Source organism: Paraburkholderia flagellata, from assembly GCF_021390645.1.
GTDB classification, from domain to species: domain Bacteria; phylum Pseudomonadota; class Gammaproteobacteria; order Burkholderiales; family Burkholderiaceae; genus Paraburkholderia; species Paraburkholderia flagellata.
This window is the reverse complement of the sequence record NZ_JAJEJT010000001.1, coordinates 2,717,554-2,741,681: the sequence shown is the minus strand read 5'-3', so window position 1 is coordinate 2,741,681 and position 24,128 is coordinate 2,717,554. Positions and strand designations below refer to the sequence as shown.

Below are 24,128 nucleotides of genomic sequence, written 5' to 3'. Positions count from 1 at the left end.
AGCTATGGCATCTGCGATGGGACAGGGACTGCAGCATCGCACGGTGCTGCTAGACGAAGCGGTGAACGCGCTGGTCACGCGCGCGGACGGCGTCTATGTGGACGGCACGTTCGGCCGCGGCGGGCACAGTCGCGCGATCCTCGGGCGCCTGGCAGAGGCGGGGCGCCTGATCGCGTTCGACAAGGACCCGCTTGCAATCGCCACGGCGCAAACCATTGGCGACGCGCGGTTTTCGATCGTGCATGAGAGTTTTGCTTCGCTGCGCGACGAGCTCGCGTCGCGCGGGGTGGGGCGTGTGTCGGGAGTGTTGCTGGACCTTGGCGTGTCGTCGCCGCAGTTCGACGATCCGCAGCGCGGTTTCAGTTTCCGCGCGGATGGCCCGCTCGACATGCGGATGGACCCGACGCGCGGCGAGTCCGCCGCTGACTGGCTCGCTCGGGCCACGGTGCAGGAACTGACGGAGGTAATTCGGGATTATGGGGAAGAACGGTTTGCTTTTCAGATTGCAAAGGCGCTTGTTGCTCGCCGGGCAGAGTCCGACCGTCTCGGGCCTCTCGACAGCACGGGCGAGCTTGCCCAAATCGTGGCTAACGTCGTCAAAACCCGTGAGAAGGGTAAGGACCCGGCAACCCGCACCTTTCAAGCTATACGGATTCACGTCAATCAAGAGCTTGCGGAGCTGCAGGTCGTTCTAGAAGCAGCGTTGTCGTTGCTGGAACAGGGGGGGCGGCTGGTGGTCATCAGCTTTCATTCGCTCGAAGACCGGATCGTCAAGCGATTCATGCAGGCGCACGCGAGCGCGCCGGCGGTGGACCGCCGCCTGCCGATCCGCGCCGTCGACCTGCCGAGCCCGCCGCTCAAGCTACTTGGGCGCGTGTTCGCGAGCGACGAGGAAGTCGCCGCGAACCCGCGCGCCCGCTCGGCCGTGATGCGCACCGCGGAGCGCGTCACGCCATGAATCGTCTGAACATCTTCCTGCTGATCGTCGTCATGGGGTGCGCGCTCTCGGTCGTGAACGCCACCAATCAGCAGCGTCAGATCTTCATCCAGTTGCAACGCGCGCAGTCGCAGGAGCATCAGCTTCAGCAGGACTACGCACAGCTTCAATATCAGCAGAGCGCGCTGTCGAGAACGTCGCGCATCGAACAGATCGCCACCGACTCGCTCAAGATGCAGGCCGTCACGACCGGACGCACGCAATATCTGACGCTCGCGCCCGGCAACGCAACCGCCGTCGACGCTCCCGTGCCGACCTCGGCGCCCCCGCAGGGCGCCGCGCCCACGGCTGCCCGCCGCGGAGGCACGCGATGAAAAAGGACAATCGCCGCAAGAGCGTCGCCTTTAGCGCCAATCCCATTCTCTCCGTGCGCCTGCCGATGTGGCGCTCGAAGCTCGTCGTGTTCCTGCTGTTCATGGCGTTCGTCGCGCTTGCCGCGCGAGCGTTCTGGATCCAGGGCCCGGGCAACGCGTTCTATCAGAAGCAGGGCGAAAGCCGCTACCAGCGCACGATCGAGTTGCCGGCCACGCGCGGCAAGATTCTCGACCGCAACGGGCTGGTGCTTGCCACAAGTCTGCCCGTGCGCGCGATCTGGGCGATTCCCGAAGCCGTGCCCGACGATCTCGGCGCCGACAAGCTCAACCAGCTTGGCACGCTGCTCGGCATGAACACGAAAGAGCTGCGCGCGAAGCTCTCCGAAGACAAGACGTTCGTCTACGTGAAGCGCCAGGTGCCGCTCGACGTCGCGCAGAAGGTGACGGCGCTCGATATTCCGGGCGTGTATCAGCGCAACGAGTACAAGCGCTTCTATCCGGAAGGCGACGTCACCGCGCACTTGATCGGCTTCACCAACGTCGAGGACGAAGGCCAGGAAGGCGTCGAGCTGTCCGACCAGAAGGTGCTCGCGGGCGTGCCCGGCATTCGCCACGTCATCAAGGACCGCATGGGCCACATCGTCGAGGACGTCGACGAGACGGTCGTGCCCCACGATGGCAAGGACGTCGAACTGTCGATCGACAGCAAGATCCAGTACATCGCGTATTCGAACCTGAAGGCCGCCGTCGAGAAGTTCAAGGCCAAAGCCGGCGCGGCGATGGTGGTGGACGTGCGCACGGGCGAAGTGCTCGCGCTCGTGAACTATCCGACCTACAACCCGAACGACCGCTCGCACCTCACGGGCGAGCAGTTGCGCAACCGCATTCTCACCGACGTGTTCGAGCCGGGCTCGATCATGAAGCCGTTCACGGTGTCGCTCGCGCTGGATCTGCACCGCGTCTCGCCGAGTACACTGGTGGATACGGGCCCGGGCCACTTCACGCTCGACGGCGCGACCATCACCGACGATGCGGCGTTCGGCGTCCTGACGGTCGGTGGCGTGATCCAGAAGTCGAGCAATATCGGCGCGACGAAGATCGCGATGACGCTCAAGCCCGAAGAAATGTGGGACATGTACACCAGCATCGGTCTCGGTCAGGCGCCGAAAGTCGGGTTCCCCGGCGCGGCGGCGGGTCGTCTGCGGCCGTGGAAAAGCTGGCGCCGCATCGAGCAGGCGACGATGTCCTACGGCTACGGCCTCTCCGTTTCGCTGTTCCAGCTCGCGCGCGCGTACACGGCGATCGCGCACGACGGCCAGATTCTGCCGGTCACGATCTTCCGCCACGCTGGCGATACGCAGCCGGTGCAAGGCGCCCAGGTGTTCGCGCCGACCACGGCGCGTGAAGTGCGCACGATGCTGGAGAGCGTGGTGTCGAAAGACGGCACCTCGCCCGATGCCGCCGTGCCCGGCTACCGCGTGGGCGGCAAGTCCGGTACGGCGTACAAGCATGGTCCGCACGGCTACGATCATTCGAAGTACCGCGCGTCGTTCGTCGGCATGGCGCCGATGCCGAATCCGCGCATCGTCGTGGCCGTCACGGTCGACGAACCGACTGCCGGCAGCCACTTCGGCGGCGCGGTGTCGGGTCCGGTGTTCTCGGGCATCGTCGGCGATACGCTGCGCTCGCTCAACGTACCGCCGGATATGCCGGTGAAGCAACTCGTCGTCGAAGACAATAGCGCCGCCGGCGCTTCCGCCCCGGCCGTTGCGAACGCGCCGGCTACGGCTGTGAAGCGCGTGGCGAACGCACCTGTCAACAAGAGCACTGCAGCCGCGCGTCACATGACCGTCGCTGACAACGCGAAAAATCGACCCGGAGTCGTCCGATGAGCGCCACGCGCACCCAGCATCCCGCGCACCGGCAGATCGCGGACGCGCTCGCATGGCTGCGTGCGCACGTCGCGCCCGCAGCCGGCCTGCACGCCGACACGCGCTCGCTCAAGCCGGGCGACGTGTTTCTCGCTTACGCCGTCGAGGGCGCGGACAACCGTGGGCACATCGCCAACGCCATCGAGCGCGGCGCCGCAGCCGTGCTGTATCAGCCGGAAGGCTATGCGGGCGAAAAGCTCGACGCGTCGATCGCGCTCGCTGTGCCGCAACTCGATGGGCTCGCGGGGGAAATAGCAAGCGGCTGGTATGGCGACCCGAGCGACGCGATGCTCGTGGTCGGCGTGACGGGCACGAACGGCAAGACGTCGTGCAGCCAGTGGATCGCTTCGGCGTTCACGGCCATCGGCCAGAAGTGCGCGATCGTTGGCACGCTGGGCTCGGGCTTTCCGGGCCAGCTCGTGCATACGGGCTTCACGACGCCCGATGCGCCGCAACTGCAACGCAGCCTCGCACAATTGCGCAGCGAAAGTGCACAGGTTATTGCGATGGAAGTATCCTCGCACGCGCTGCATCAGGGCCGCGTCAACGGCACCTCGTTCGACATTGCCGTCTTCACGAATCTCACGCAAGACCATCTCGATTATCACCACACGTTCGAGGCGTATGAAGCCGCGAAGGCACGCCTGTTCGCATGGCCGGGTCTGCGCGCGGCGATCATCAACGCCGACGACGCAGCGGGCCGCCGCCTGATCGCCACTACGCGTGGCAAGGTGCGCACGATCGCATACGGCGTGGCGACGCCCGCCGCCGACGCACCCGTTGCCGACGCCTGGCTGCGCGCGAACGATGTTCGAGCGACCGCCACGGGCACGGCGTTCCATCTGGAAACGTCGGATTGGGGCGAGGCGCAGGTCGAGGCGCATGTTCTCGGCCTCTTCAACGTGAGCAATCTGCTCGGCGTGCTCGGTGCGCTGCTTGCGGCGAATGTGCCGCTCATCGCGGCGCTCAACGAGATTTCGAAGCTGCAGCCGGTGAACGGCCGCATGGAGCGTCTTGGCGGGCGCACCGATCACGACGAGCCGCTCGTTGTGATCGATTACGCGCACACGCCGGATGCGCTCGAAAAAACGCTCGAAGCGCTGCGCCCGATGGCGGCCGCGCGCGGCGGCCAGCTCGTCTGCATGTTCGGCTGCGGCGGCGATCGCGACGCGACCAAGCGCCCGCTCATGGGCGCGATTGCGGAGCGCCTCGCCGATCAGGTCGTCGTGACGAGCGATAACCCGCGCAGCGAATCGCCCGCCGCGATCATCGATCAGATCGCACAAGGCATGCGCGACGCCGCGAAGGCGCGCCGCATCGAGGACCGCGCGAGCGCGATCCTGCAAGCGGTGCGCGGCGCGGCGCGCGAAGACGTCGTCTTGCTGGCCGGCAAGGGCCACGAGGCGACCCAGGAAATCATGGGCAAGAAGCGCGCGTTCTCCGATCAGGACCACGCGCGGCTTGCACTCGCCGCCCGTGCCACGCACGGGCGCGGAGGTGGTGAATGACGATGCTTTCCCTGCGCGAAGCAGCGGCGCTGATTCCCGGCGCGAGCGTCCTCGGCGACGAGAACGCGACGTTCGAGCGCATTTCGACCGACAGCCGCACCACGGGCCCTGGCGATCTCTTCGTCGCGCTCAAGGGCGACCGCTTCGACGCGCACGACTTTCTCGGCGAAGTCGCGAACCGTCACGTGAGCGCTGTGCTCGTTTCGCGCAGCCCCGGCGACTGGCGCATTCCCGCGCTGCGCGTGGACGACACGCGCAAGGCCCTCGGCGCGCTCGCACTCGGCTGGCGCCGCCACTTCTCGATGCCGCTCGTCGCCGTGACGGGCAGCAACGGCAAGACGACGGTCAAGGAAATGATCGCGTCGATCTTCGCGGCGGCCGTTGGTGAAAATTTGCGTCTCGCGACTACCGGAAACCTCAATAACGACATCGGCGTGCCGTTAACGTTGCTGCGTTTGAACGGCGCGCATCGGCTGGCGGTAGTCGAACTCGGCATGAATCACCCGGGCGAGACGGAGTTGCTCGCGAAATTCGCCGAGCCGACGGTCGCGGTGGTGAACAACGCGCAGCGCGAGCATCAGGAATTCATGGCGACGGTGGAAGCCGTCGCACTCGAGCATGCGAGCGTGATCCATGCGCTCAAGCCCACGGGCGTCGCAGTGTTTCCCGCTGACGATGCCTACGCGAGCATCTGGCGCGTGGCGGCAACGGGTTCGCGCATTCTCGACTTCGCGCTGCATACGGAGGCGAGCTCGGTAGAAGCGGCCGTCACCGGCAAGCTCGTTGGCGAAATGGGTGGCAACCGTCTCGAGATCGCGACGCCGGAAGGCCGCTTCGCAGTGGAGCTGAAGGTGCTGGGCGCACACAACGCGCACAACGCGCTCGCGGCCACGGCGGCAGCGATAGCGTCGGGCGTATCGCTCGAAGCGATTGGCCGCGGGCTGGAAGCGTTCGAGCCGGTGAAGGGCCGCTTGCAGGTGAAGCGCGCGGCGCTCGGCGAACTGGCAGGCGCAACGGTGATCGACGACACCTACAACGCGAATCCCGATTCGGTGCGTGCGGCGATCGACGTGCTGGCTTCGCGCGTGTCGCCGCGCGTGCTCGTGCTGGGCGACATGGGCGAAGTCGGCGACGACGGTCCCGCGTTTCACCGCGAGGTGGGCGCTTACGCGAAGGAACGCGGCATCGACGCGCTCTACACACTCGGCGACGCGGCGCGTGATAGCGCAGCGGCGTTCGGCGCGCAGGCGCTGCATTCGGCGGACGTGGGCGAACTCGTGCGCTCGCTGGCTGGCGGCGGTTACGGCGCTGGCGCAACGATTCTCGTGAAAGGTTCACGCTTCATGCAGATGGAGCGCGTGGTGGCGGCTTTGACAAACCCGCTCACGAATTCGCAAAACCCTGCACCGGACGGCAAGTCCGGTGCGCACTGAAATACTAAGGAATACAAGGCATGCTACTGGCGCTGGCGCAATGGCTGCAGAATGACGCAAGCTTCTTGCGCGTGTTCAGTTATCTGACGTTCCGTGCGGTGATGGCCACCATCACCGCGATGGCGATCGGGCTTTTTCTCGGCCCCTGGGTGATCCGCAAGCTCACCGCAATGAAGGTCGGCCAGGCCGTGCGTACGGACGGCCCGCAAACTCACCTCGTGAAGTCCGGCACGCCCACCATGGGCGGCGTGCTCATTCTGCTGGGCATCGCGGTTTCCACCTTGCTGTGGGGCGACCTCACGAACCGCTTCATCTGGATCGTGATGCTCGTCACGTTCGGCTTCGGCGCGATCGGTTGGGTCGACGACTATCGCAAGGTCGTCTACAAGGACCCGCGCGGCATGTCGTCGCGCGAGAAGTACTTCTGGCAGTCGGTGATCGGTTTGTTCGCCGCGGTGTACCTCGCGTTCAGCGTGTCCGAAGCGAGCAACGTGCGCGTGTTCGATCTCTTCATGGCGTGGGTGCGTAGCGGTTTGTCGATGGGTCTTCCCGCGCGCGCCGACTTGCTGCTGCCCTTCCTCAAGTCCATCAGCTATCCGCTCGGCGTGTGGGGCTTCATCGCGCTCACGTACTTCGTGATCGTCGGCGCGAGCAACGCCGTGAACCTCACCGATGGCCTCGACGGTCTCGTCATCATGCCCGTCGTGCTGGTCGGTGCGTCGCTTGGCGTGTTCGCCTATGTGATGGGCAGCTCGGTCTATTCGAAGTATCTGCTCTTTCCGCACATTGCCGGCGCGGGCGAACTGCTCATCTTCTGTTCGGCAATGGGCGGGGCCGGGCTCGCGTTTCTCTGGTTCAACACGTATCCGGCTCAGGTGTTCATGGGCGACGTGGGCGCGCTCGCGCTCGGCGGCGCACTGGGAACCATTGCGGTGATCGTGCGTCAGGAAATCGTGCTCTTCATCATGGGCGGCATCTTCGTCGCGGAGACGCTCTCCGTGATGCTCCAGGTCACCTGGTTCAAGTACACGAAAAAGCGTTACGGCGAAGGGCGCCGCATCTTCAAGATGGCGCCGCTGCATCACCATTTCGAGCTGTCCGGCTGGAAAGAAACACAGGTTGTCGTGCGTTTCTGGGTCATCACGCTGATGCTGTGTCTGATCGGTCTGTCCACGCTCAAGCTGCGTTGAGCCTTTAAAGAAACAAGGGAAGCAAGCGATGTTTGGCGAGAAGTTTCGGGATCGGCAAAAGCCGATGGTGCTCGTGCTGGGACTCGGGGAATCGGGTCTCGCGATGGCGCGCTGGTGCGCGCGGCATGGTTGCCGCCTGCGCATTGCCGACACGCGCGAAGCGCCGCCGAACTTGCCGGAACTCGCCGCGCGCGGCATCGACGCCGATTTCGCAGGCGGTCCGTTCACGACGGCGCTGCTCGACGGCGTAGAACTCGTGGCGATCAGCCCGGGCCTCTCGCCGCTCGCCGAAGATCTCGTGCCGCTGATCGCGGCGGCACGCGAGCGCGGCATCGAAGTGTGGGGCGAACTCGAACTCTTCGCGCAGGCGCTGCGCCATCTCGGCGAGAGCGGCTACGCACCGAAGGTGCTGGCTATCACGGGCACGAACGGCAAGACCACCACGACGAGCTTGACGGGCATGCTCTGCGAGCGCGCGGGCAAGCGCGTGGCGGTGGCGGGCAACATCAGCCCGGCCATGCTCGACAAACTCGCCGAGGCCATCGACAACACCGCGCTGCCCGACGTCTGGGTGCTCGAGCTGTCGAGTTTCCAGCTGGAGACGGCGCATACGTTCGAGCCGGACGCCGCTGCGATCCTCAACATCACGCAGGACCACCTCGACTGGCACGGCGGCCTAGATGCCTATGCAGCCGCGAAGGGCCGCATCTTCGGGCCGCGCACGACGCGTGTGCTCAACCGCGACGACGCGCGCGTCATGTCGCTCGCGAGCGTGAAGGCGAGTGGCGACGCGAAGATCGTGACCTTCGGCCTGAACGAGCCTGAGAACGACGGCGATCTGGGTCTGTTGCGCGAGAACGGCATGCAGTGGCTCGTGCAGGCTCACGATCTCGACGCGGCTGATGTGCCTGTGTCACCGCGCCGCCGCAAGCAGCAGGAAGCTGCGCCGGTGAATCTCGGCATGAAGCGCCTCATGCCCGCCGACGCCCTGCGCATTCGCGGCCTGCATAACGCGGCGAACGCGCTCGCGGCATTCGCGCTCACGCGCGCGATCGACCTGGCTCCCGCGCCGCTGCTCCATGGCCTGCGCGAATATCGCGGCGAGCCGCATCGCGTGGAGCTGATCGCTTCGATCGACGGCATCGACTACGTGGACGACAGCAAGGGCACCAACGTCGGCGCGACGGTTGCGGCGCTCGACGGCCTCGCGCAGCGCGCGGTGCTGATCGCCGGCGGCGACGGCAAGGGCCAGGACTTCGATCCGCTCGCGGCGCCGGTCGCACGCTGGTGCCGCGCCGTGATGCTGATCGGCCGCGACGCGCCGAAGATCCGCGCGGCGCTCGAAGACACCGGTATCGCGATGAGCGACCACGCGACGCTCGAAGAAGCCACGCGCGCGGCGACGGCGCTTGCGGAACCGGGCGACGTCGTGCTGCTCTCGCCTGCGTGCGCGAGCTTCGACATGTTCAAGGGCTACGCCCATCGCGCAGCCGTGTTCCACGACACGGTGGAAGAAATCGCCGCAGAACGGGGGACGATGATATGAGCTGGTCCGAGCGATTCGGTGCGCGTCTCTCGCGCGAAGGCGGTCAGGCCGGCGGCTCGTCGGGCGGCGGCGCGCGCTCGGGCGGTCTTGCGAGCGTCGTCAACGGCGTGCGTCCCGGCCGCTCGCGCATGCTCGACTACGACCACTCGCTGCTTTGGGCCGTGATTGCGCTGCTCGGCCTCGGTGTCGTGATGGTCTACTCGGCGTCCATCGCCATGCCCGATTCGCCCAAGTACGCCTCGTACCGCGATTGGGCGTTTCTGGTGCGCCACATCGTTTCGCTTGCGATTGCCACGGTTGCGGCGCTCATTGCCTTCCGCATTCCCGTTTCCACATGGGACCGCTACGCGCCGAAGCTCTTTCTCATTGCGCTCGCCATGCTGGTGGTCGTGCTGATTCCGCACATCGGCAAGGGCGTGAACGGCGCGCGGCGCTGGATTCCGCTCGGCGTCACGAATATGCAGCCGTCGGAGATCATGAAGCTCGCCGTGACGATCTACGCGGCGAACTACACGGTGCGCAAACAGGAATACATGCACAGCTTCGCCAAGGGCTTCTTGCCGATGGCATTTGCCGTGGGCGTGGTCGGCGCGCTGCTGCTGCTCGAGCCCGACATGGGCGCATTCATGGTGATCGCCGCGATCGCCATGGGCGTGCTGTTCCTTGGCGGCGTGAACGGCAAGCTGTTCGGCGGCCTCGTGGCCACGGCCGTTGGCACCTTCACTCTGCTCGTGTGGGCGTCGCCGTGGCGCCGCGAGCGGATCTTCGCGTACCTCGATCCGTGGGACGACCGCTACGCGCAGGGCAAGGCGTACCAGCTCACGCACTCGCTCATCGCATTTGGTCGCGGCGAGTGGTTCGGCGTGGGTCTTGGCGGCAGCGTCGAGAAGCTCAACTATCTGCCGGAAGCACACACCGACTTCATCCTGGCCGTGATCGGCGAGGAACTCGGTTTCGTCGGCGTGCTCGTCGTCATCCTGCTGTTCTACTGGATCGTGCGCCGCGCGTTCGAGATCGGCCGTCAGGCGCTCGCGCTCGACCGCACGTTCGCGGGCCTCGTTGCCAAGGGGCTCGGCGTGTGGTTCGGCGCGCAGGCCTTCATCAACATGGGTGTGAACCTCGGTCTTTTGCCGACCAAGGGTCTCACGCTGCCGCTCGTCAGCTACGGCGGCTCGGGCATCTTGCTGAACTGCGTCGCAGTGGCCCTGCTGCTGCGTGTCGACTACGAGAACCGGGTCTTGATGCGCGGAGGCAAGGTATGACCGCAGCAACGCGCACGCTCATGGTGATGGCCGGCGGCACCGGGGGACACGTGTTCCCAGGTCTCGCCGTCGCGCATCGCATGGAGCAGTGGGGCTGGCGCGTGGTGTGGCTCGGTAATCCCGCAGGCATGGAAGCGACGCTCGTGCCCAGGCACGGCATCGCGATGGAATACGTGCGCTTTGGTGGCGTGCGCGGCAAGGGCATCAAGACCAAGCTGATGCTGCCGCTGAACCTGCTGCGCGCGTGCATGCAGAGCCTCGCGGCGCTGCGCCGCGTGAAGCCCGATGTCGTGCTCGGCATGGGCGGCTACATCACGTTCCCGGCGGGTGTGATGAGCGCGCTTTCGGGCCGTCCGCTCGTGCTGCATGAGCAGAATTCGATCGCCGGTCTCGCGAACAAGGTGCTCGCGAAGCTGGCCAAGCGTGTGCTCGTCGCGTTTCCGGGCGCGCTGCCGAACGCCGAGTGGACCGGCAACCCGATTCGCGAGGCACTCGAACACGTCGACGCCCCGGCGGCGCGCTACGCGACGCGCAGCGGTCCGCTGCGCGTGCTCGTGGTGGGCGGGAGTCTCGGCGCCACGGCGCTCAACGAAGTGGTGCCGCGCGCGCTGTCGCTGCTTGCGCCGCAAGAGCGTCCGCACATCGTGCATCAGGCGGGTGCGAAGCATATCGACGCCTTGCGGCAAAACTATCTCGACGCCGGACTCGAACTCAATGACACGGTGCAACTCGTGCCGTTCATCGACGACATGGCGAGCGCCTACCGGAACGCGGACCTCGTGATCTGCCGTTCGGGCGCAATGACGGTGGCCGAGATCGCGGCCGTGGGCGTGGCGGCATGCTTCGTGCCGTTCCCCTACGCCGTGGACGACCACCAGACCACCAACGCCGCGTTCCTTGCCGACAAGGACGCAGCGTTCGTGGTCCAGCAGCGTGACCTGACGGCGGAAGGACTCGCCGACTGGTTGCGGCATCAGACCAGAATATCGCTGGCGGAAATGGCCGGGCGCGCTCGCGCGCTCGCGAAACCCGACGCCGCCGATCAGGTCGCGCGCATCTGCGCGGCCGTGGCGGGCGTAGTAGCGGGAGGAAAGCAATGAAACACATCGTCAAACATATCCATTTCGTCGGCATCGGCGGCGCGGGCATGAGCGGCATCGCCGAAGTGCTCGTCAATCTCGGCTATCAGGTAAGCGGCTCGGACCTCGCGAAGAACGCGGTCACCGATCGACTCGCCGCGCTCGGCGCGCGCATCGCGATCGGCCATGCCGAAGAGAACATCGAAGGCGCAAATGCCGTGGTCGTTTCGACTGCGGTGCGCAGCGACAACCCCGAAGTGCTCGCGGCGCGCCATCGCCGCATTCCCATCGTGCCGCGCGCCGTGATGCTCGCGGAACTGATGCGCCTGAAGCAGGGCATCGCGATCGCGGGCACGCACGGCAAGACCACTACGACTTCGCTCGTGGCGAGCGTGCTGGCGGCAGGCGGGCTCGATCCGACCTTCGTGATCGGCGGGCGGCTCATCAGCGCAGGCGCGAACGCGCGTCTCGGCACGGGCGACTTCATCGTGGCGGAAGCCGACGAATCCGACGCATCGTTCCTGAACCTCTTCCCGGTGATCGAAGTCATTACGAACATCGACGCCGATCACATGGACACCTACGGGCACGACTTCGCGCGCCTGAAGCAGGCGTTCATCGAATTCACGCACCGCCTGCCGTTCTATGGCATCGCCGTGCTGTGCGTGGACGACCCGAACGTGAAGGAGATTCTGCCGTTCGTCTCGAAGCCGATCATCCGCTATGGCTTCGCGTCCGACGCGCAGGTGCGTGCGGTGAACGTGGTCGCGCGCGAAGGCAAGATGTACTTCACGGTGATGCGCGAAGACGCGCCGTCGCTCGACATCGTGCTGAACTTGCCGGGCACGCACAACGTCCAGAACGCGCTCGCCGCAATTGCGATCGCGACCGAACTCGAAGTGAAGGACGCCGACATTCAACGCGCGCTCGCAGAATTCAACGGCGTGGGCCGTCGTTTTCAGCGCTATGGCGAGATTCCCGTCAACGGCGGCGGCGCGTGGACGTTGATCGACGACTATGGCCATCACCCGGTGGAAATGGCGGCGACCATCGCAGCGGCGCGCGGCGCGTTTCCCGAGCGCCGTCTCGTGCTGGCGTTCCAGCCGCACCGCTATACGCGCACGCGCGACTGCTTCGAAGATTTCGTGCGCGTGCTCTCGACCGTCGATGCGCTCGTGCTGACCGATGTTTATGCGGCCGGCGAAGCGCCGATCGTCGCAGCGGATGGCCGCGCGCTCGCACGCGCAATTCGTGTGGCAGGCAAGGTCGAGCCGGTGTTCGTCGAGACCGTGGATGAAGTGCCGGAGGCGCTCGCGGCAGTGGTGCGCGACGGCGATGTGGTGATTACGATGGGCGCGGGTTCGATCGGCGGTGTGCCGGGACGGATCGCAGCCCAGGAACAGAAGGCGTGAGTGACATGAGCAGTATCGATCCGAAGTTCGACCCGAAGCAGTTCGGCAAGGTGGCGGTGCTGTTCGGCGGCGTGTCCGCCGAGCGCGAGGTATCGCTCAAGTCGGGCACGCTGGTGCTGCAGGCGCTGCAGAGTGCCGGCATCGACGCGCATCCGTTCGACCCGTCCGTGCGTGAGCTGTCGGCGCTGAAGGACGAAGGTTTCGTGCGCGCGTTCAACGCGCTGCATGGCGGCTATGGCGAAAACGGCCAGATCCAGGGTGCGCTCGACTTCTACGGCATCCGCTATACGGGTACGGGCGTGCTCGGCTCGGCGCTCGGGCTCGACAAGTTCCGCAGCAAGCTCGTGTGGCAGCAGCTCGGCATTCCCACGCCGCCGTTCGAAGCGGTGCTGCGCGGCGACGACTACGCGGCGCGCGCGCCGCAGATCGTCGCGAAGCTCGGCCTGCCGCTCTTCGTGAAGCCCGCGAGCGAAGGCTCGAGCGTGGCCGTGATCAAGGTGAAGGCCGAAGCCGAACTCGTGCCGGCGCTGGAAGAAGCCGCGAAGTTCGACAAGATCGTGCTGGTGGAAAAGAGCATCGAAGGCGGCGGCGAGTACACCGCGTGCATCGCAGGCGACCTCGATCTGCCGATCATCAAGATTGTGCCGGCGGGCGAGTTCTACGACTACGACGCGAAGTACATCCTCGACACGACGCAGTATCTGATTCCCTGTGGTGTCGCGCCCGAGAAGGAAGCGGAGCTGAAGAAGCTCGCGCGCCGCGCGTTCGACGTGCTCGGCTGCACCGACTGGGGCCGCGCCGATTTCATGATGGACGGCGCGGGCAACGCGTATTTCCTCGAAGTGAACACGGCGCCGGGCATGACCGATCACTCGCTGCCGCCGAAGGCAGCGCGCTCGGTGGGCATCGAATATCGCGACCTCGTGGTGCGCGTGCTCGCGCTGACGCTGAAAGATTGAACCCCTAATGAATCGCTGACCGACGAATTGCCGAACCTGGATTAAACCGACAATCTCGAAATGTGGAATAACGTACGCCAGCTCAACTTTGCCGCCAACGCGTTGCACGCGCTGCTCGCGCTCGCGCTTCTGGCGGCTGGCTGCTACTGGCTCGTGCAGCGCCCGAATTTCGCGCTGCGAGAGATCCGCATCGAGGGCGACACCGAGCACATCAACTCACCCACCGTGCGCGCGAGCGTGGTCGGCCGGCTGAAGGGCAACTTCTTCACGGTCGATCTCGACACGGCGCGCGCGGCATTCGAGCAGATGCCGTGGGTACGTCACGCGAGCGTGCGCCGCGTGTGGCCCAACGCGCTGGCTGTCACGCTCGAAGAGTACAAGCCGCTGGGCACGTGGGGCAGCGATCAGCTCGTGAGCACGGACGGCGAACTGTTCACGGCGAACCAGGGCGAGCTGGACGAAGAATTGCCCGCGTTCGATGGCCCCGACGGCACCGCGCCCGAAGTGGTCGCGCGCTACCGGGACCTGGAGAAGTGGTTCGCACCGCTCGGGCTCACGCCCGACGAGGTGACGCTCTCGGCGCGCTACGCGTGGACGGTGAAGCTCTCGAACGGCATGCAGGTGGAGCTGGGCCGTGAGCGCAACGCCGACACGTTGAGCGAGCGTTCGCACCGCCTCATCGCGGCATGGTCGGCAGTAACGCAACGTTGGGGCAAAGAGATCGAATACGCGGACTTGCGTTATCCGAACGGGTTTGCGATAAGGGCGGCCGGTATGCGTTTCATCAGTGACACGCCCGCTCCGGGCAAGAAGTAATAAGACATCACACGCAACGAGCACGATATGAGTAAAGACTATAAGGATCTGCTGGTCAGCCTCGACATCGGGACGTCGAAGGTGGTGGCCGTCGTCGCCGAACTAAAGGGCGAAGGCCACTACGAAGTGATCGGTCTCGGCCAGAGCGAATCGAAAGGTCTCAAGAAAGGCGTGGTGGTGAACATCGAGGCCACGGTGCAGTCTATCCAGCGAGCGCTCGAAGAAGCGGAACTCATGGCCGACTGCAAGATCACTAACGTATTCACCGGCATTGCGGGCAGCCACATTCGCAGCTTCAACTCGAGCGGCATGGTCGCCATCAAGGAGAAGGAAGTCACGCAGGCAGACGTCGCGCGTGTGATCGAAACGGCGAAGGCGATTAACATCCCGACCGACCAGCAGGTGCTGCATATCCTCACGCAGGAATTCATCATCGACGGCCAGGAGGATGTGCGCGAGCCGATCGGCATGAGCGGCATTCGCCTGGAAGTGAAGGTGCATATCGTGACGGGCGCGGTGAGCGCGGCGCAGAACATCGTGAAGTGCGTGCGCCGCTGCGGGCTCGAAGTGAACGACCTCATCCTGCAACCGCTCGCTTCGTCGCTGGCGGTGCTGACCGAGGACGAGAAGGAACTGGGCGTGGTGCTCGTCGACGTGGGCGGCGGCACGACTGACATCGCGATCTTCAGCGAAGGCGCGATTCGCCATACCGCGGTGATTCCGATCGCGGGCGATCAGGTGACGAGCGACATCGCCATGGCGCTGCGCACGCCCACGCCCGACGCGGAAGACATCAAGGTGAGCTACGGCATCGCGAAGCAGGCACTCGCCGATCCGGACGAGATGATCGAAGTGCCGGGTCTGGGCGAACGTGGTCCGCGCACGTTGTCGCGCCAGGCGCTCGCCGCCGTGATCGAGCCGCGCGTGGAAGAGCTTTTCTCGCTCGTGCAGCAGGTGGTGCGCGAGTCGGGCTACGAAGAATTGCTGAGCTCGGGCGTCGTGCTCACGGGCGGCGCCGCGATGATGCCCGGCATGGTCGAACTGGGCGAGGACATTTTCCTGAAGCCGGTGCGCATTGGCGTGCCGGAATACGCGGGCGGTCTGGCCGATGTGGTGCGCAATCCGCGCTACTCGACGGCGATGGGCCTGCTCGTCGAAGGACGCTCGCAGCGCATGCGCGGGCGCAAGGTTGCAGTGCAGTCGGGGTCGATGGGCCAGGTTTTTTCACGCATGAAGGACTGGTTCCTCGGCAACTTCTAGCAACAGAAGTCGCAGGACAGAAGGCGAAGTACAAGCTTCGAAAAATCGCGCTGGTGACGGCGGCTAGCGCGCAGTGGAAGGTTGCCCGATCTTCCACTGGATAACGGCCGAGGAGCGGAATCTTTTTCTTGACGGAGGCAACATGGAATTCCAGATGCTGGAAACGGAAACCAACGGCACCATCATCAAGGTGGTAGGCGTTGGTGGTGCTGGCGGCAATGCCGTGCAGCACATGATCAACCGCGGCGTGCAAGGCGTCGATTTCATCGTGATGAACACGGACGCACAGGCGCTCTCGCGCTCGCGTGCATCGGCCGTGATTCAGCTCGGCAACACGGGCCTCGGCGCCGGTGCGAAGCCGGAGATGGGCCGCGCGGCAGCAGAAGAAGCACGTGAGCGCATCGCGGACGCACTGCGCGGCGCGCACATGGTGTTCATCACCGCGGGCATGGGCGGCGGCACCGGCACGGGTGCCGCACCGGTCGTCGCGCAGATCGCCAAGGAAATGGGCATTCTCACCGTTGGCGTGGTGAGCAAGCCGTTCGAGTTCGAAGGCGGCAAGCGTATGCGTGTGGCGGAAGCCGGCTCGCAGCAACTGGAGGATCACGTCGACTCGCTGATCGTCGTCCTGAACGACAAGCTGTTCGACGTGATGGGCGATGACGCCGAGATGGACAAATGCTTCCAGTGCGCGGACGACGTTCTGAACAACGCAGTCGCGGGCATCGCCGAAATCATCAACGTCGACGGTCTCGTGAACGTCGACTTTGAAGACGTGAAGACGGTGATGGGCGAGCAGGGCAAGGCGATGATGGGCACGGCCACGGTGGCCGGTGTCGATCGCGCACGCCTCGCAGCTGAACAGGCCGTGGCGAGCCCGCTGCTCGAAGGCGTCGATCTGTCGGGCGCGCGTGGCGTGCTGGTCAACATCACGTCGAGCCGTTCGCTGCGTCTGTCCGAAACGCGTGAAGTGATGAACACCATCAAGAGCTACGCAGCAGAAGATGCGACGGTGATCTTCGGTGCGGTGTACGACGACGCGATGGGCGACGCGCTGCGCGTGACGGTGGTGGCAACGGGCCTTGGCCGCGCTGCGAAAAAGCAGCAAGCCGCGCCGATGCAACTGCTGCGCACGGGCACGGACAATCAGCCGATCCCGGCTCCGGCAGGTTCGTACGCACCGCAGCACAGTGGCCACGGCAACACGGCCGACTACGGCGCGCTCGACACGCCGGCTGTGTGGCGCACATCGCGCGACACCGCGGCTTCGCACGTGCAGGCGCTGCAGGAAAAGGGCGTCGATACGTACGATATCCCCGCGTTCCTGCGCAAGCAGGCGGACTGACGCGAGCCGATCTGACTGCGGCAGGGCACGCGTTGCCCTCGCCCGCAGACAGATAGCGCGCGGCGTTGCAATGAAGGCGAGCAAGACCAGCAAGGCCGCATCCGCGAGGATGCGCGGCAGGGACGGTTGCCCGCCACGCGTTGAGCGTGGGGGACAGGCGCGGTGTCGCCGGGCGAACCTGTGTAACCTTGGAGTACATCGTTGCCCAACATTGCGACATGCCAGCGCATGACGCTTGAACAAGCTTGCGCATCGTTGCGAAGGACGAGTCATGATCAAACAGGGTGAAACGCTGCCCGAAGCGACGCTCTTCGAGTTCGTCGAAGACGCGCGTGAGGGTTGCACGCTGGGGCCGAACAGCTTCGACGTGCGAAAGGAAGCGGCGGGCAAGCGCGTGGTGATCTTCGGATTGCCTGGCGCGTTCACGCCTACGTGCTCCGCGAAGCACGTGCCGGGTTACGTCGAACACTTTGACGCGCTGCGCGCGGCCGGTGTCGACGAGGTCTGGTGCGTGTCCGTCAACGACGCGTTCGTCATGGGCGCGTGGGGACGCGATCAGCGTACCTCGGGCAAGGTACGCATGATGGCCGACGGCAGCGCAACGTTGACTCGTGCACTCGGACTGGAGCAGGATTTGTCGGCGCGTGGCATGGGAATCCGCTCCCAGCGCTATGCGATGGTGGTCGACGACGGCGTGGTCAAGACGCTGCACGTCGAAGCACCCGGCAAGTTCGAAGTGAGCGATGCTGCGAGCATACTTGCCACGTTAACCCGCGCATGAGCGCGTTTGCGGGCGCCGCGTTGCCCTGATGCAACGCGAACCTGCGGCGCAAATGTGACAGGCGATTACGTGAGCACAGCGGGCCGATCACCCCGGGAACGCCTCCGTTCCGGGCATCGGCCCGCCCTCCATCTCTATTGGGTAACACAGGGAAACAGTTTGTCACGCCGGTGAAAACGACGGAGTCGGCGCAACTGGAGTATAATTCGTGCTATGAATTAAAAAATCCCGATTGGGATTTTCAATGAGCAAGAAGACCATGTTGAAGCAGCGAACCATCAAATCAATCGTGAAGACAGTCGGCATCGGCCTGCACTCGGGCCGCAAGGTCGACCTGACGCTCCGTCCGGCGGCGCCGAACACGGGCATCGTGTTTTCGCGCGTGGATTTGCCGACGCCGGTTGACATCCCCGCATCGGCGATGGCGATTGGCGATACGCGCCTCGCCTCGGTGCTGCAAAAAGACGGCGCACGTGTCTCGACGATCGAGCACCTCATGTCCGCCTGCGCAGGCCTTGGTATCGACAACCTCTATGTGGACGTGACCGCCGAGGAAATTCCGATCATGGACGGCAGCGCGGCTTCGTTCGTGTTCCTGATCCAGTCGGCGGGTATTGAGGAGCAGAACGCTCCGAAGAAGTTCATCAAGGTGAAGAAGCCGGTGGAGATCCGCGACGGCGACAAGTTCGCACGCCTCGACCCTTACTTCGGCTTCAAGCTCAAGTTCACGATCGACTTCCGCCACCCGGCCGTCGACAAGACGGGCCAGGCGCTCGAAGTGGACTTCGCGAATACCTCGTACGTGCGCGAAATCGCGCGCGCCCGCACGTTCGGCTTCGCTCATGAAGTCGAGATGATGCGCGAACTGGGCCTCGCGCGCGGCGGCAGCATGGACAACGCGATCGTGCTGGACGAGTACCGCATCCTGAACAACGACGGCCTGCGCTACGACGACGAATTCGTGAAGCACAAGATGCTCGACGCGATCGGCGACCTGTACGTGGTCGGCCATCCGCTGCTGGCGGCGTACGACGCGTACAAGTCGGGCCACGGCTTGAACAACGCGCTGCTGCGCGAGCTGCTCGCGAATGAGGACGCCTACGAGATCGTCACGTTCGACGATCCGCAGAAGGCGCCGCGCGGCTTCGGCTACGAGGCGCAGACGGCATTCGCCTGAGTTTCGGGCGAGCTTCGCGAGTAAAAAGGGCAGCTTATGCTGCCCTTTTTCTTTTTGCGGGCTTCGCTGTGCAGTTTCGTGAGATTTGCGCGGGCCGGATTAGCGCTTTTTCGTGTGACGCGCCGCCATCCTCGCGAGGGCGGCCTGCAGCGGCGAGGCCTCCAGCGTCTCACTGAGCGCCTGGAGCGCTGCTGCGCCAGCCGGTGTCATGCGCGCCTGCTTGGGCGGCGCCGGATCTTTGACGGCTTGCGGACGCACACGGATGCGCACGCTGTTCAACGCCCAGCCGCGCGCTTGCAGGTCTGCCACGAGCCGCGGCTCCAGATGCCGCAGCCGCGCCGCGAGTGCGTTGTGCGCAGTGAAAAGGGCCAGCGTGCCGTCCTTGATGAAACCGGGCTCCACACTTGCCGCGAGATAGTCGGGCAGCAGTGCGTTCAGGTCGCGCTGGATCGCCGCGATCTGCTCGACGCCGGCGCGCAGCGGCGCGAACGCGTCCGTGCGGCTCAGCACTTCGGCGAGCGGCTGGGGCGCGCGTGGTCCCCTAGACCTTGAAAACGGCGAGAAACGGCTCATGTGGCGTAAGGGTGGGAGAGCGCAAGCGGCATCTCGTTGCCTGCGATGCCGTCATTGTAGCCTGCGCACCGCTCATCCAAGCGCCTTCAGGCCATTCGGCCAGGGCCGCATCGCGGCCCTTCGCCGCACGCCGGGAAGGCCGTCCGTGCGGGCACCCCGCGCGCCAGAGCCGTCTTTGCGCTGACACAGGCGGGTGAGAGGGCGCGTGCTAAAATGCCCGATTCGAATCCACCATTTTTGGGCTAAAGCCGCCGAGGTCCCTCCGGTCCGGATGCGTAGTGCAGGCGTCGGCAGACGTTGCACGACGCGCTGAACCCACCCTCAGGAATCCCGGCCGAAGCCGCGACGCAGACACCGATCCGATGACCACCGGTCTCTTACAGAAAATCTTTGGCAGCCGCAATCAGCGCCTGATCAAGCAGTATCAGAAGACGGTCGTGGCGATCAACGCGCTCGAACCGAAGATCGAGCAGTACACCGACGAGCAACTGCGCGCGAAAACGGTCGAGTTCCGCGAGCGCGTGGCCAAAGGCACCTCGCTCGACGAACTGCTGCCCGAGGCGTTCGCCGTTTGCCGCGAGGCGAGCAAGCGCGTGCTGAAGATGCGCCACTTCGACGTGCAGCTGATCGGCGGCATGGTGCTGCATTACGGCAAGATCGCTGAAATGCGTACCGGCGAAGGCAAGACGCTCGTCGCCACGCTGCCCGTGTATCTGAATGCGCTGTCGGGCCGCGGCGTCCACGTCGTGACGGTGAACGACTACCTCGCCCAGCGCGACGCCGAATGGATGGCGCGCCTCTACAACTTCCTCGGTCTCTCGGTCGGCATCAATTTGTCGCAGATGGACCATGCGATGAAGCAGGAAGCGTACGCGGCAGACATCACCTACGGCACGAACAACGAGTTCGGCTTCGACTACCTGCGCGACAACATGGTCTACGAGACCGAGGCGCGCGTGCAGCGCGCGCTGAATTTCGCTGTGGTCGACGAGGTGGACTCGATCCTGATCGACGAAGCGCGCACGCCGCTCATCATCTCGGGCCAGGCCGAAGACCACACCGAACTCTACGTGCGCATGAACGCGCTGCCGCCGCTGCTCGAGCAGCAGATCGGCGAAGAGAAGGCTGACGGCACGGGCGTGGAAAAGCCGGGCGACTACACGCTCGACGAAAAGGCGCGTCAAGTATTCCTCACCGAATCGGGTCACGAGAAGGCCGAGCGCATGCTCGCCGAGTGGGGCCTGATCGGCCAGGGCGAAAGCCTCTACGCGCCGCAGAACATCACGCTGATGCACCACGTGTACGCCGCGCTGCGCGCGCACACGCTGTTCTACAAGGACCAGCACTACGTGGTGCAGAACGGCGAAGTCATCATCGTCGACGAATTCACCGGCCGTCTCATGGCTGGCCGCCGCTGGTCGGACGGTCTGCACCAGGCCGTGGAAGCGAAGGAGCACGTGAAGATCCAGAGCGAGAACCAGACGCTCGCCTCGATCACGTTCCAGAACTACTTCCGCATGTACGCGAAGCTTTCGGGCATGACGGGTACGGCCGACACCGAAGCGTACGAATTCAACGAGATCTATGGCCTCGAAACGGTCGTGATCCCGACGAACCGGCCGCCCAAGCGGATCGACAAGCAGGACCAGATTTACAAGACGGCGAAAGAGCGCTACGACGCCGTGATTCGCGACATCCGCGACTGCTACGAGCGCGGTCAGCCGGTGCTGGTCGGCACGACGTCGATCGAAAACTCCGAACTGCTTTCGAACCTGCTGACCAAGACCGGTCTGCCGCACGAAGTGCTCAATGCGAAGCAGCACGCGCGTGAAGCCGCGATCGTTGCCGAAGCAGGCCGTCCGCAGCGTGTGACCATCGCCACCAACATGGCGGGCCGCGGTACCGACATCGTGCTCGGCGGCAACGTCGAGAAGCAGTCGGCGTTCATCGAAGCCGACGACGCCATCCCCGCCGACGAAAAGGCGCGCCGCATCCAGCAACTGAACGACGAGTGGCAGACGCTGCACGATCAGGTGAAGGCCGCGGGCGGCCTGCACATCATCGGCACCGAGCGTCACGAGTCGCGCCGGATCGACAACCAGTTGCGCGGCCGTGCCGGCCGTCAGGGCGACCCGGGCTCGTCGCGTTTCTATCTCTCGCTCGAAGACCCGCTGCTGCGCATTTTCGCGGGCGACCGTGTGCGCGCGATCATGGACCGCCTGAAGATGCCGGAAGGCGAGGCGATCGAAGCGGGCATCGTCACGCGTTCGATCGAGTCGGCACAGCGCAAGGTCGAAGCGCGCAACTTCGACATCCGCAAGCAGCTGCTCGAATACGACGACGTTTCGAACGACCAGCGCAAGGTGATCTACCAGCAGCGCAACGAACTGCTCGAAGCGCACGACATCACCGAAACGATCGGCGCGATGCGTCATGGCGTGATCACCGACATCGTGCGTCAGTTCGTGCCGCACGGCAGTATCGAAGAGCAGTGGGACGTGCCTGAGCTCGAAGAAGTGCTGCGCAACGAATGGCAACTCGACCTCGCGATCCAGGAGATGATCAACGAGTCGTCGTCGATCGACGCCGATGAAATTCTCGAAGCCGTGCTCGCCGCAGGCGACGAAGCGTACGAGCAGAAGGTCGGGCTCGTGGGCCGCGAATCGTTCAGCGCGTTCGAGCGCTCGGTCATGCTGCAGACGCTCGATCGCAGCTGGCGCGAACACCTCGCGGCGCTCGACCACCTGCGTCAGGGCATCCATCTGCGCGGCTATGCGCAGAAGAACCCGAAGCAGGAGTACAAGCGCGAGGCGTTCGAACTGTTCGCCGCGATGCTCGAAGCCGTGAAGCTCGAAGTCACGCGTATCGTGATGAACGTGCAGATCCAGTCACCGGAGCAGCTTGAACAGGCGGCCGAGCAGATCGAAGAGCAGGGCCATCATGTCGAGAACGTCGAGTTCCGCCATGCCGAGTTCGCCGAAGCCGACACAGCGCCGGCTCCCGCGGTTGCTGCACCGGTGGCCGCCGACGCCGCCGCCGCAATGGTGGGCGCGGCCATGAGCCATACGCCGCCGGTAGGCAGCGATCTGCCGAAGGTAGGCCGTAACGATCCGTGCCCGTGCGGCAGCGGCAAGAAGTACAAGCAGTGTCACGGCAAGATCGCTTGACGCAGGCTTGAACGTAGATTCTGGTGGCCCGCTCCTCATGGCGGGCCTTGCGTTTTGAATCCCGATGCCGGCCAGGCTCCAGCGCCCTGGCCGGCATCGCCTTTTCGACAGGTCGCCACCATGGCTGTCAATTTCCCCTCGATTGATCCCGCTCAACTTCATCCGGTCGCCGGCGTGACGCTCGGCTGGGCGGAAGCCAACATCCGCAAGCCCAATCGCAAGGACGTCCTGGTGATTTCCGTCGACGAAGGCGCGAGCGTGGCCGGCGTATTCACGCTGAACCGCTTCTGCGCCGCACCGGTGACGGTGTGCCGCGAGCATCTCGCGAAGGTGCGCGCAGGCGGCAAGGGCATTCGCGCGCTGGTGGTGAACACCGGCAATGCGAACGCGGGCACCGGCGAACCGGGCATGAAGCACGCGCGTGAGACCTGCGATGAACTCGCGCGCCTCGCCGGCCTCGAGTCGTCGCAGGTGCTGCCGTTCTCGACGGGCGTGATTCTCGAGCCGCTGCCCATCGACCGTCTGAAGGCAGGCCTTCCCGCCGCGCTGGAGAACCGCGAGGCCGCAAACTGGTACGACGCCGCGCAGGCCATCATGACGACCGACACGCTGCCGAAGGCCGTGTCGCGTCAGGTCACGGTCGACGGCCACACGATCACGTTCACGGGCATCAGCAAGGGCGCGGGCATGATCAAGCCGAACATGGCGACCATGCTCGGCTTCCTCGCCTTCGATGCGAACGTCGCGCAGCCCGTGCTCGACGAACTCGTGAAGTACGTGGCCGACCGCTCGTTCAACTGCGTCACCATCGACGGCGATACCTCGACCAACGACTCGTTCATCATGATCGCCTCGGGCAAGTCGAGCCTGCCCGCGATCACGTCGACGGATACGCCTGCTTACGCCGCGCTGCGCGACGCCGTGACGGCCGTCGCCCAGGAACTCTCGCAACTGATCGTGCGTGACGGCGAAGGCGCGACCAAGTTCATGACCGTGCAGGTGGAAGGCGGCAAGGACGTGGCCGAGTGCCGTCAGATTGCGTATGCAATTGGCCACTCGCCGCTCGTGAAGACAGCGTTCTACGCCTCGGACCCCAACCTCGGCCGTATCCTCGCCGCGATCGGTTACGCGGGCGTGACGGACCTCGACGTCGACAAGATCGACCTCTATCTCGACGACGTGCTCGTCGCCAAGGCGGGCGGCCGCAACCCGGCGTACCTCGAAGAGGACGGCCAGCGCGTCATGAAGAAAAGCGAGATCCTGATCCGCGTGCTCCTCGGCCGCGGCGACGCGCAGGCCACGATCTGGACCTGCGACCTCTCGCACGACTACGTGAGCATCAACGCCGATTACCGCTCCTGATTCACGCCTTTATCAC

Annotated in this window: 19 protein-coding genes; 18 read left to right on the top strand and 1 reads right to left on the bottom strand. The window is 65.0% G+C overall.

Going from position 1 to position 24,128, the window contains the following annotated elements; translation table 11 throughout:
• The first annotated feature begins 16 nt into the window (after positions 1-16).
• From rsmH to lpxC, 16 genes are all read left to right on the top strand, one after another.
• Positions 17-958: a 16S rRNA (cytosine(1402)-N(4))-methyltransferase RsmH gene (gene rsmH, locus L0U83_RS12270; protein WP_233882965.1), complete on the top strand. Its 942-nt coding sequence runs from the start codon at positions 17-19 to the stop codon at positions 956-958.
• The gene (gene ftsL, locus L0U83_RS12265) at positions 955-1,311 is read left to right on the top strand and encodes a cell division protein FtsL (protein WP_233882964.1); all 357 of its coding nucleotides are present in this window, start codon (positions 955-957) and stop codon (positions 1,309-1,311) included. Before rsmH ends, ftsL begins: the two co-directional genes overlap by 4 nt.
• Positions 1,308-3,203 (top strand): peptidoglycan D,D-transpeptidase FtsI family protein, encoded by a 1,896-nt coding sequence (locus L0U83_RS12260; protein WP_233882963.1) that lies wholly within the window; start codon positions 1,308-1,310, stop codon positions 3,201-3,203. Before ftsL ends, L0U83_RS12260 begins: the two co-directional genes overlap by 4 nt.
• Positions 3,200-4,750 carry a UDP-N-acetylmuramoyl-L-alanyl-D-glutamate--2,6-diaminopimelate ligase gene (locus tag L0U83_RS12255; RefSeq protein ID WP_233882962.1) on the top strand — a complete coding sequence of 517 codons (1,551 nt, stop codon included), beginning with the start codon at positions 3,200-3,202 and terminating at the stop codon, positions 4,748-4,750. The genes L0U83_RS12260 and L0U83_RS12255 overlap by 4 nt, the downstream gene beginning before the upstream one ends.
• The gene (locus tag L0U83_RS12250; RefSeq protein ID WP_233882961.1) at positions 4,747-6,183 is read left to right on the top strand and encodes a UDP-N-acetylmuramoyl-tripeptide--D-alanyl-D-alanine ligase; all 1,437 of its coding nucleotides are present in this window, start codon (positions 4,747-4,749) and stop codon (positions 6,181-6,183) included. The genes L0U83_RS12255 and L0U83_RS12250 overlap by 4 nt, the downstream gene beginning before the upstream one ends.
• Before the next feature lie 20 nt (positions 6,184-6,203).
• Positions 6,204-7,373 (top strand): phospho-N-acetylmuramoyl-pentapeptide-transferase, encoded by a 1,170-nt coding sequence (gene mraY, locus L0U83_RS12245; protein WP_028207787.1) that lies wholly within the window; start codon positions 6,204-6,206, stop codon positions 7,371-7,373.
• Positions 7,374-7,401: 28 nt separating this feature from the next.
• Entirely contained in the window at positions 7,402-8,919 is a 1,518-nt protein-coding gene (murD, locus tag L0U83_RS12240) for a UDP-N-acetylmuramoyl-L-alanine--D-glutamate ligase (protein WP_233882960.1), read from the top strand.
• Positions 8,916-10,181 carry a putative lipid II flippase FtsW gene (ftsW, locus tag L0U83_RS12235; RefSeq protein ID WP_233882959.1) on the top strand — a complete coding sequence of 422 codons (1,266 nt, stop codon included), beginning with the start codon at positions 8,916-8,918 and terminating at the stop codon, positions 10,179-10,181. The genes murD and ftsW overlap by 4 nt, the downstream gene beginning before the upstream one ends.
• Positions 10,178-11,281, top strand: a complete 1,104-nt coding sequence (murG, locus tag L0U83_RS12230) for an undecaprenyldiphospho-muramoylpentapeptide beta-N-acetylglucosaminyltransferase (RefSeq protein WP_233882958.1) — start codon at positions 10,178-10,180, stop codon at positions 11,279-11,281. Before ftsW ends, murG begins: the two co-directional genes overlap by 4 nt.
• A complete protein-coding gene (murC, locus tag L0U83_RS12225; protein WP_233882957.1) occupies positions 11,278-12,672 on the top strand; it encodes a UDP-N-acetylmuramate--L-alanine ligase in 1,395 nt (464 codons plus the stop codon). The genes murG and murC overlap by 4 nt, the downstream gene beginning before the upstream one ends.
• Before the next feature lie 5 nt (positions 12,673-12,677).
• The gene (locus L0U83_RS12220) at positions 12,678-13,631 is read left to right on the top strand and encodes a D-alanine--D-alanine ligase (RefSeq protein ID WP_201700640.1); all 954 of its coding nucleotides are present in this window, start codon (positions 12,678-12,680) and stop codon (positions 13,629-13,631) included.
• A gap of 60 nt (positions 13,632-13,691) precedes the next feature.
• The gene (locus L0U83_RS12215; RefSeq protein WP_233882956.1) at positions 13,692-14,447 is read left to right on the top strand and encodes a cell division protein FtsQ/DivIB; all 756 of its coding nucleotides are present in this window, start codon (positions 13,692-13,694) and stop codon (positions 14,445-14,447) included.
• 27 nt (positions 14,448-14,474) lie between these two features.
• A complete protein-coding gene (gene ftsA, locus L0U83_RS12210) occupies positions 14,475-15,707 on the top strand; it encodes a cell division protein FtsA (RefSeq protein ID WP_042270315.1) in 1,233 nt (410 codons plus the stop codon).
• A gap of 142 nt (positions 15,708-15,849) precedes the next feature.
• Positions 15,850-17,052 (top strand): cell division protein FtsZ, encoded by a 1,203-nt coding sequence (ftsZ, locus tag L0U83_RS12205; RefSeq protein ID WP_028207795.1) that lies wholly within the window; start codon positions 15,850-15,852, stop codon positions 17,050-17,052.
• A 271-nt stretch (positions 17,053-17,323) separates the two neighbouring features.
• Positions 17,324-17,833 carry a peroxiredoxin gene (locus L0U83_RS12200; protein ID WP_233882955.1) on the top strand — a complete coding sequence of 170 codons (510 nt, stop codon included), beginning with the start codon at positions 17,324-17,326 and terminating at the stop codon, positions 17,831-17,833.
• A 259-nt stretch (positions 17,834-18,092) separates the two neighbouring features.
• Positions 18,093-19,010: a UDP-3-O-acyl-N-acetylglucosamine deacetylase gene (gene lpxC, locus L0U83_RS12195; RefSeq protein WP_133183019.1), complete on the top strand. Its 918-nt coding sequence runs from the start codon at positions 18,093-18,095 to the stop codon at positions 19,008-19,010.
• Between the two features lie 99 nt (positions 19,011-19,109).
• Here the strand turns inward: lpxC and L0U83_RS12190 are convergent, their stop codons facing one another.
• Entirely contained in the window at positions 19,110-19,583 is a 474-nt protein-coding gene (locus L0U83_RS12190) for a DciA family protein (RefSeq protein ID WP_233882954.1), read from the bottom strand.
• Between the two features lie 362 nt (positions 19,584-19,945).
• Between L0U83_RS12190 and secA the strand changes: the two genes are divergently transcribed.
• Together secA and argJ are read left to right on the top strand one after the other, a co-directional pair.
• A complete protein-coding gene (gene secA, locus L0U83_RS12185; protein WP_233882953.1) occupies positions 19,946-22,750 on the top strand; it encodes a preprotein translocase subunit SecA in 2,805 nt (934 codons plus the stop codon).
• 120 nt (positions 22,751-22,870) lie between these two features.
• On the top strand, positions 22,871-24,112 hold the full coding sequence (gene argJ / locus L0U83_RS12180) for a bifunctional glutamate N-acetyltransferase/amino-acid acetyltransferase ArgJ (RefSeq protein WP_233882952.1): 1,242 nt from the start codon (positions 22,871-22,873) through the stop codon (positions 24,110-24,112).
• Positions 24,113-24,128 lie beyond the last annotated feature (16 nt).

Bases quoted from the DNA above. Each gene is read 5' to 3' on its own strand.
- rsmH (WP_233882965.1), top strand. From the start codon at position 17: ATGGGACAGGGACTGCAGCATCGCACGGTGCTGCTAGACGAAGCGGTG.
- ftsL (WP_233882964.1), top strand. From the start codon at position 955: ATGAATCGTCTGAACATCTTCCTGCTGATCGTCGTCATGGGGTGCGCG.
- L0U83_RS12260 (WP_233882963.1), top strand. From the start codon at position 1,308: ATGAAAAAGGACAATCGCCGCAAGAGCGTCGCCTTTAGCGCCAATCCC.
- L0U83_RS12255 (WP_233882962.1), top strand. From the start codon at position 3,200: ATGAGCGCCACGCGCACCCAGCATCCCGCGCACCGGCAGATCGCGGAC.
- L0U83_RS12250 (WP_233882961.1), top strand. From the start codon at position 4,747: ATGACGATGCTTTCCCTGCGCGAAGCAGCGGCGCTGATTCCCGGCGCG.
- mraY (WP_028207787.1), top strand. From the start codon at position 6,204: ATGCTACTGGCGCTGGCGCAATGGCTGCAGAATGACGCAAGCTTCTTG.
- murD (WP_233882960.1), top strand. From the start codon at position 7,402: ATGTTTGGCGAGAAGTTTCGGGATCGGCAAAAGCCGATGGTGCTCGTG.
- ftsW (WP_233882959.1), top strand. From the start codon at position 8,916: ATGAGCTGGTCCGAGCGATTCGGTGCGCGTCTCTCGCGCGAAGGCGGT.
- murG (WP_233882958.1), top strand. From the start codon at position 10,178: ATGACCGCAGCAACGCGCACGCTCATGGTGATGGCCGGCGGCACCGGG.
- murC (WP_233882957.1), top strand. From the start codon at position 11,278: ATGAAACACATCGTCAAACATATCCATTTCGTCGGCATCGGCGGCGCG.
- L0U83_RS12220 (WP_201700640.1), top strand. From the start codon at position 12,678: ATGAGCAGTATCGATCCGAAGTTCGACCCGAAGCAGTTCGGCAAGGTG.
- L0U83_RS12215 (WP_233882956.1), top strand. From the start codon at position 13,692: ATGTGGAATAACGTACGCCAGCTCAACTTTGCCGCCAACGCGTTGCAC.
- ftsA (WP_042270315.1), top strand. From the start codon at position 14,475: ATGAGTAAAGACTATAAGGATCTGCTGGTCAGCCTCGACATCGGGACG.
- ftsZ (WP_028207795.1), top strand. From the start codon at position 15,850: ATGGAATTCCAGATGCTGGAAACGGAAACCAACGGCACCATCATCAAG.
- L0U83_RS12200 (WP_233882955.1), top strand. From the start codon at position 17,324: ATGATCAAACAGGGTGAAACGCTGCCCGAAGCGACGCTCTTCGAGTTC.
- lpxC (WP_133183019.1), top strand. From the start codon at position 18,093: ATGTTGAAGCAGCGAACCATCAAATCAATCGTGAAGACAGTCGGCATC.
- L0U83_RS12190 (WP_233882954.1), bottom strand. From the start codon at position 19,583: ATGAGCCGTTTCTCGCCGTTTTCAAGGTCTAGGGGACCACGCGCGCCC.
- secA (WP_233882953.1), top strand. From the start codon at position 19,946: ATGACCACCGGTCTCTTACAGAAAATCTTTGGCAGCCGCAATCAGCGC.
- argJ (WP_233882952.1), top strand. From the start codon at position 22,871: ATGGCTGTCAATTTCCCCTCGATTGATCCCGCTCAACTTCATCCGGTC.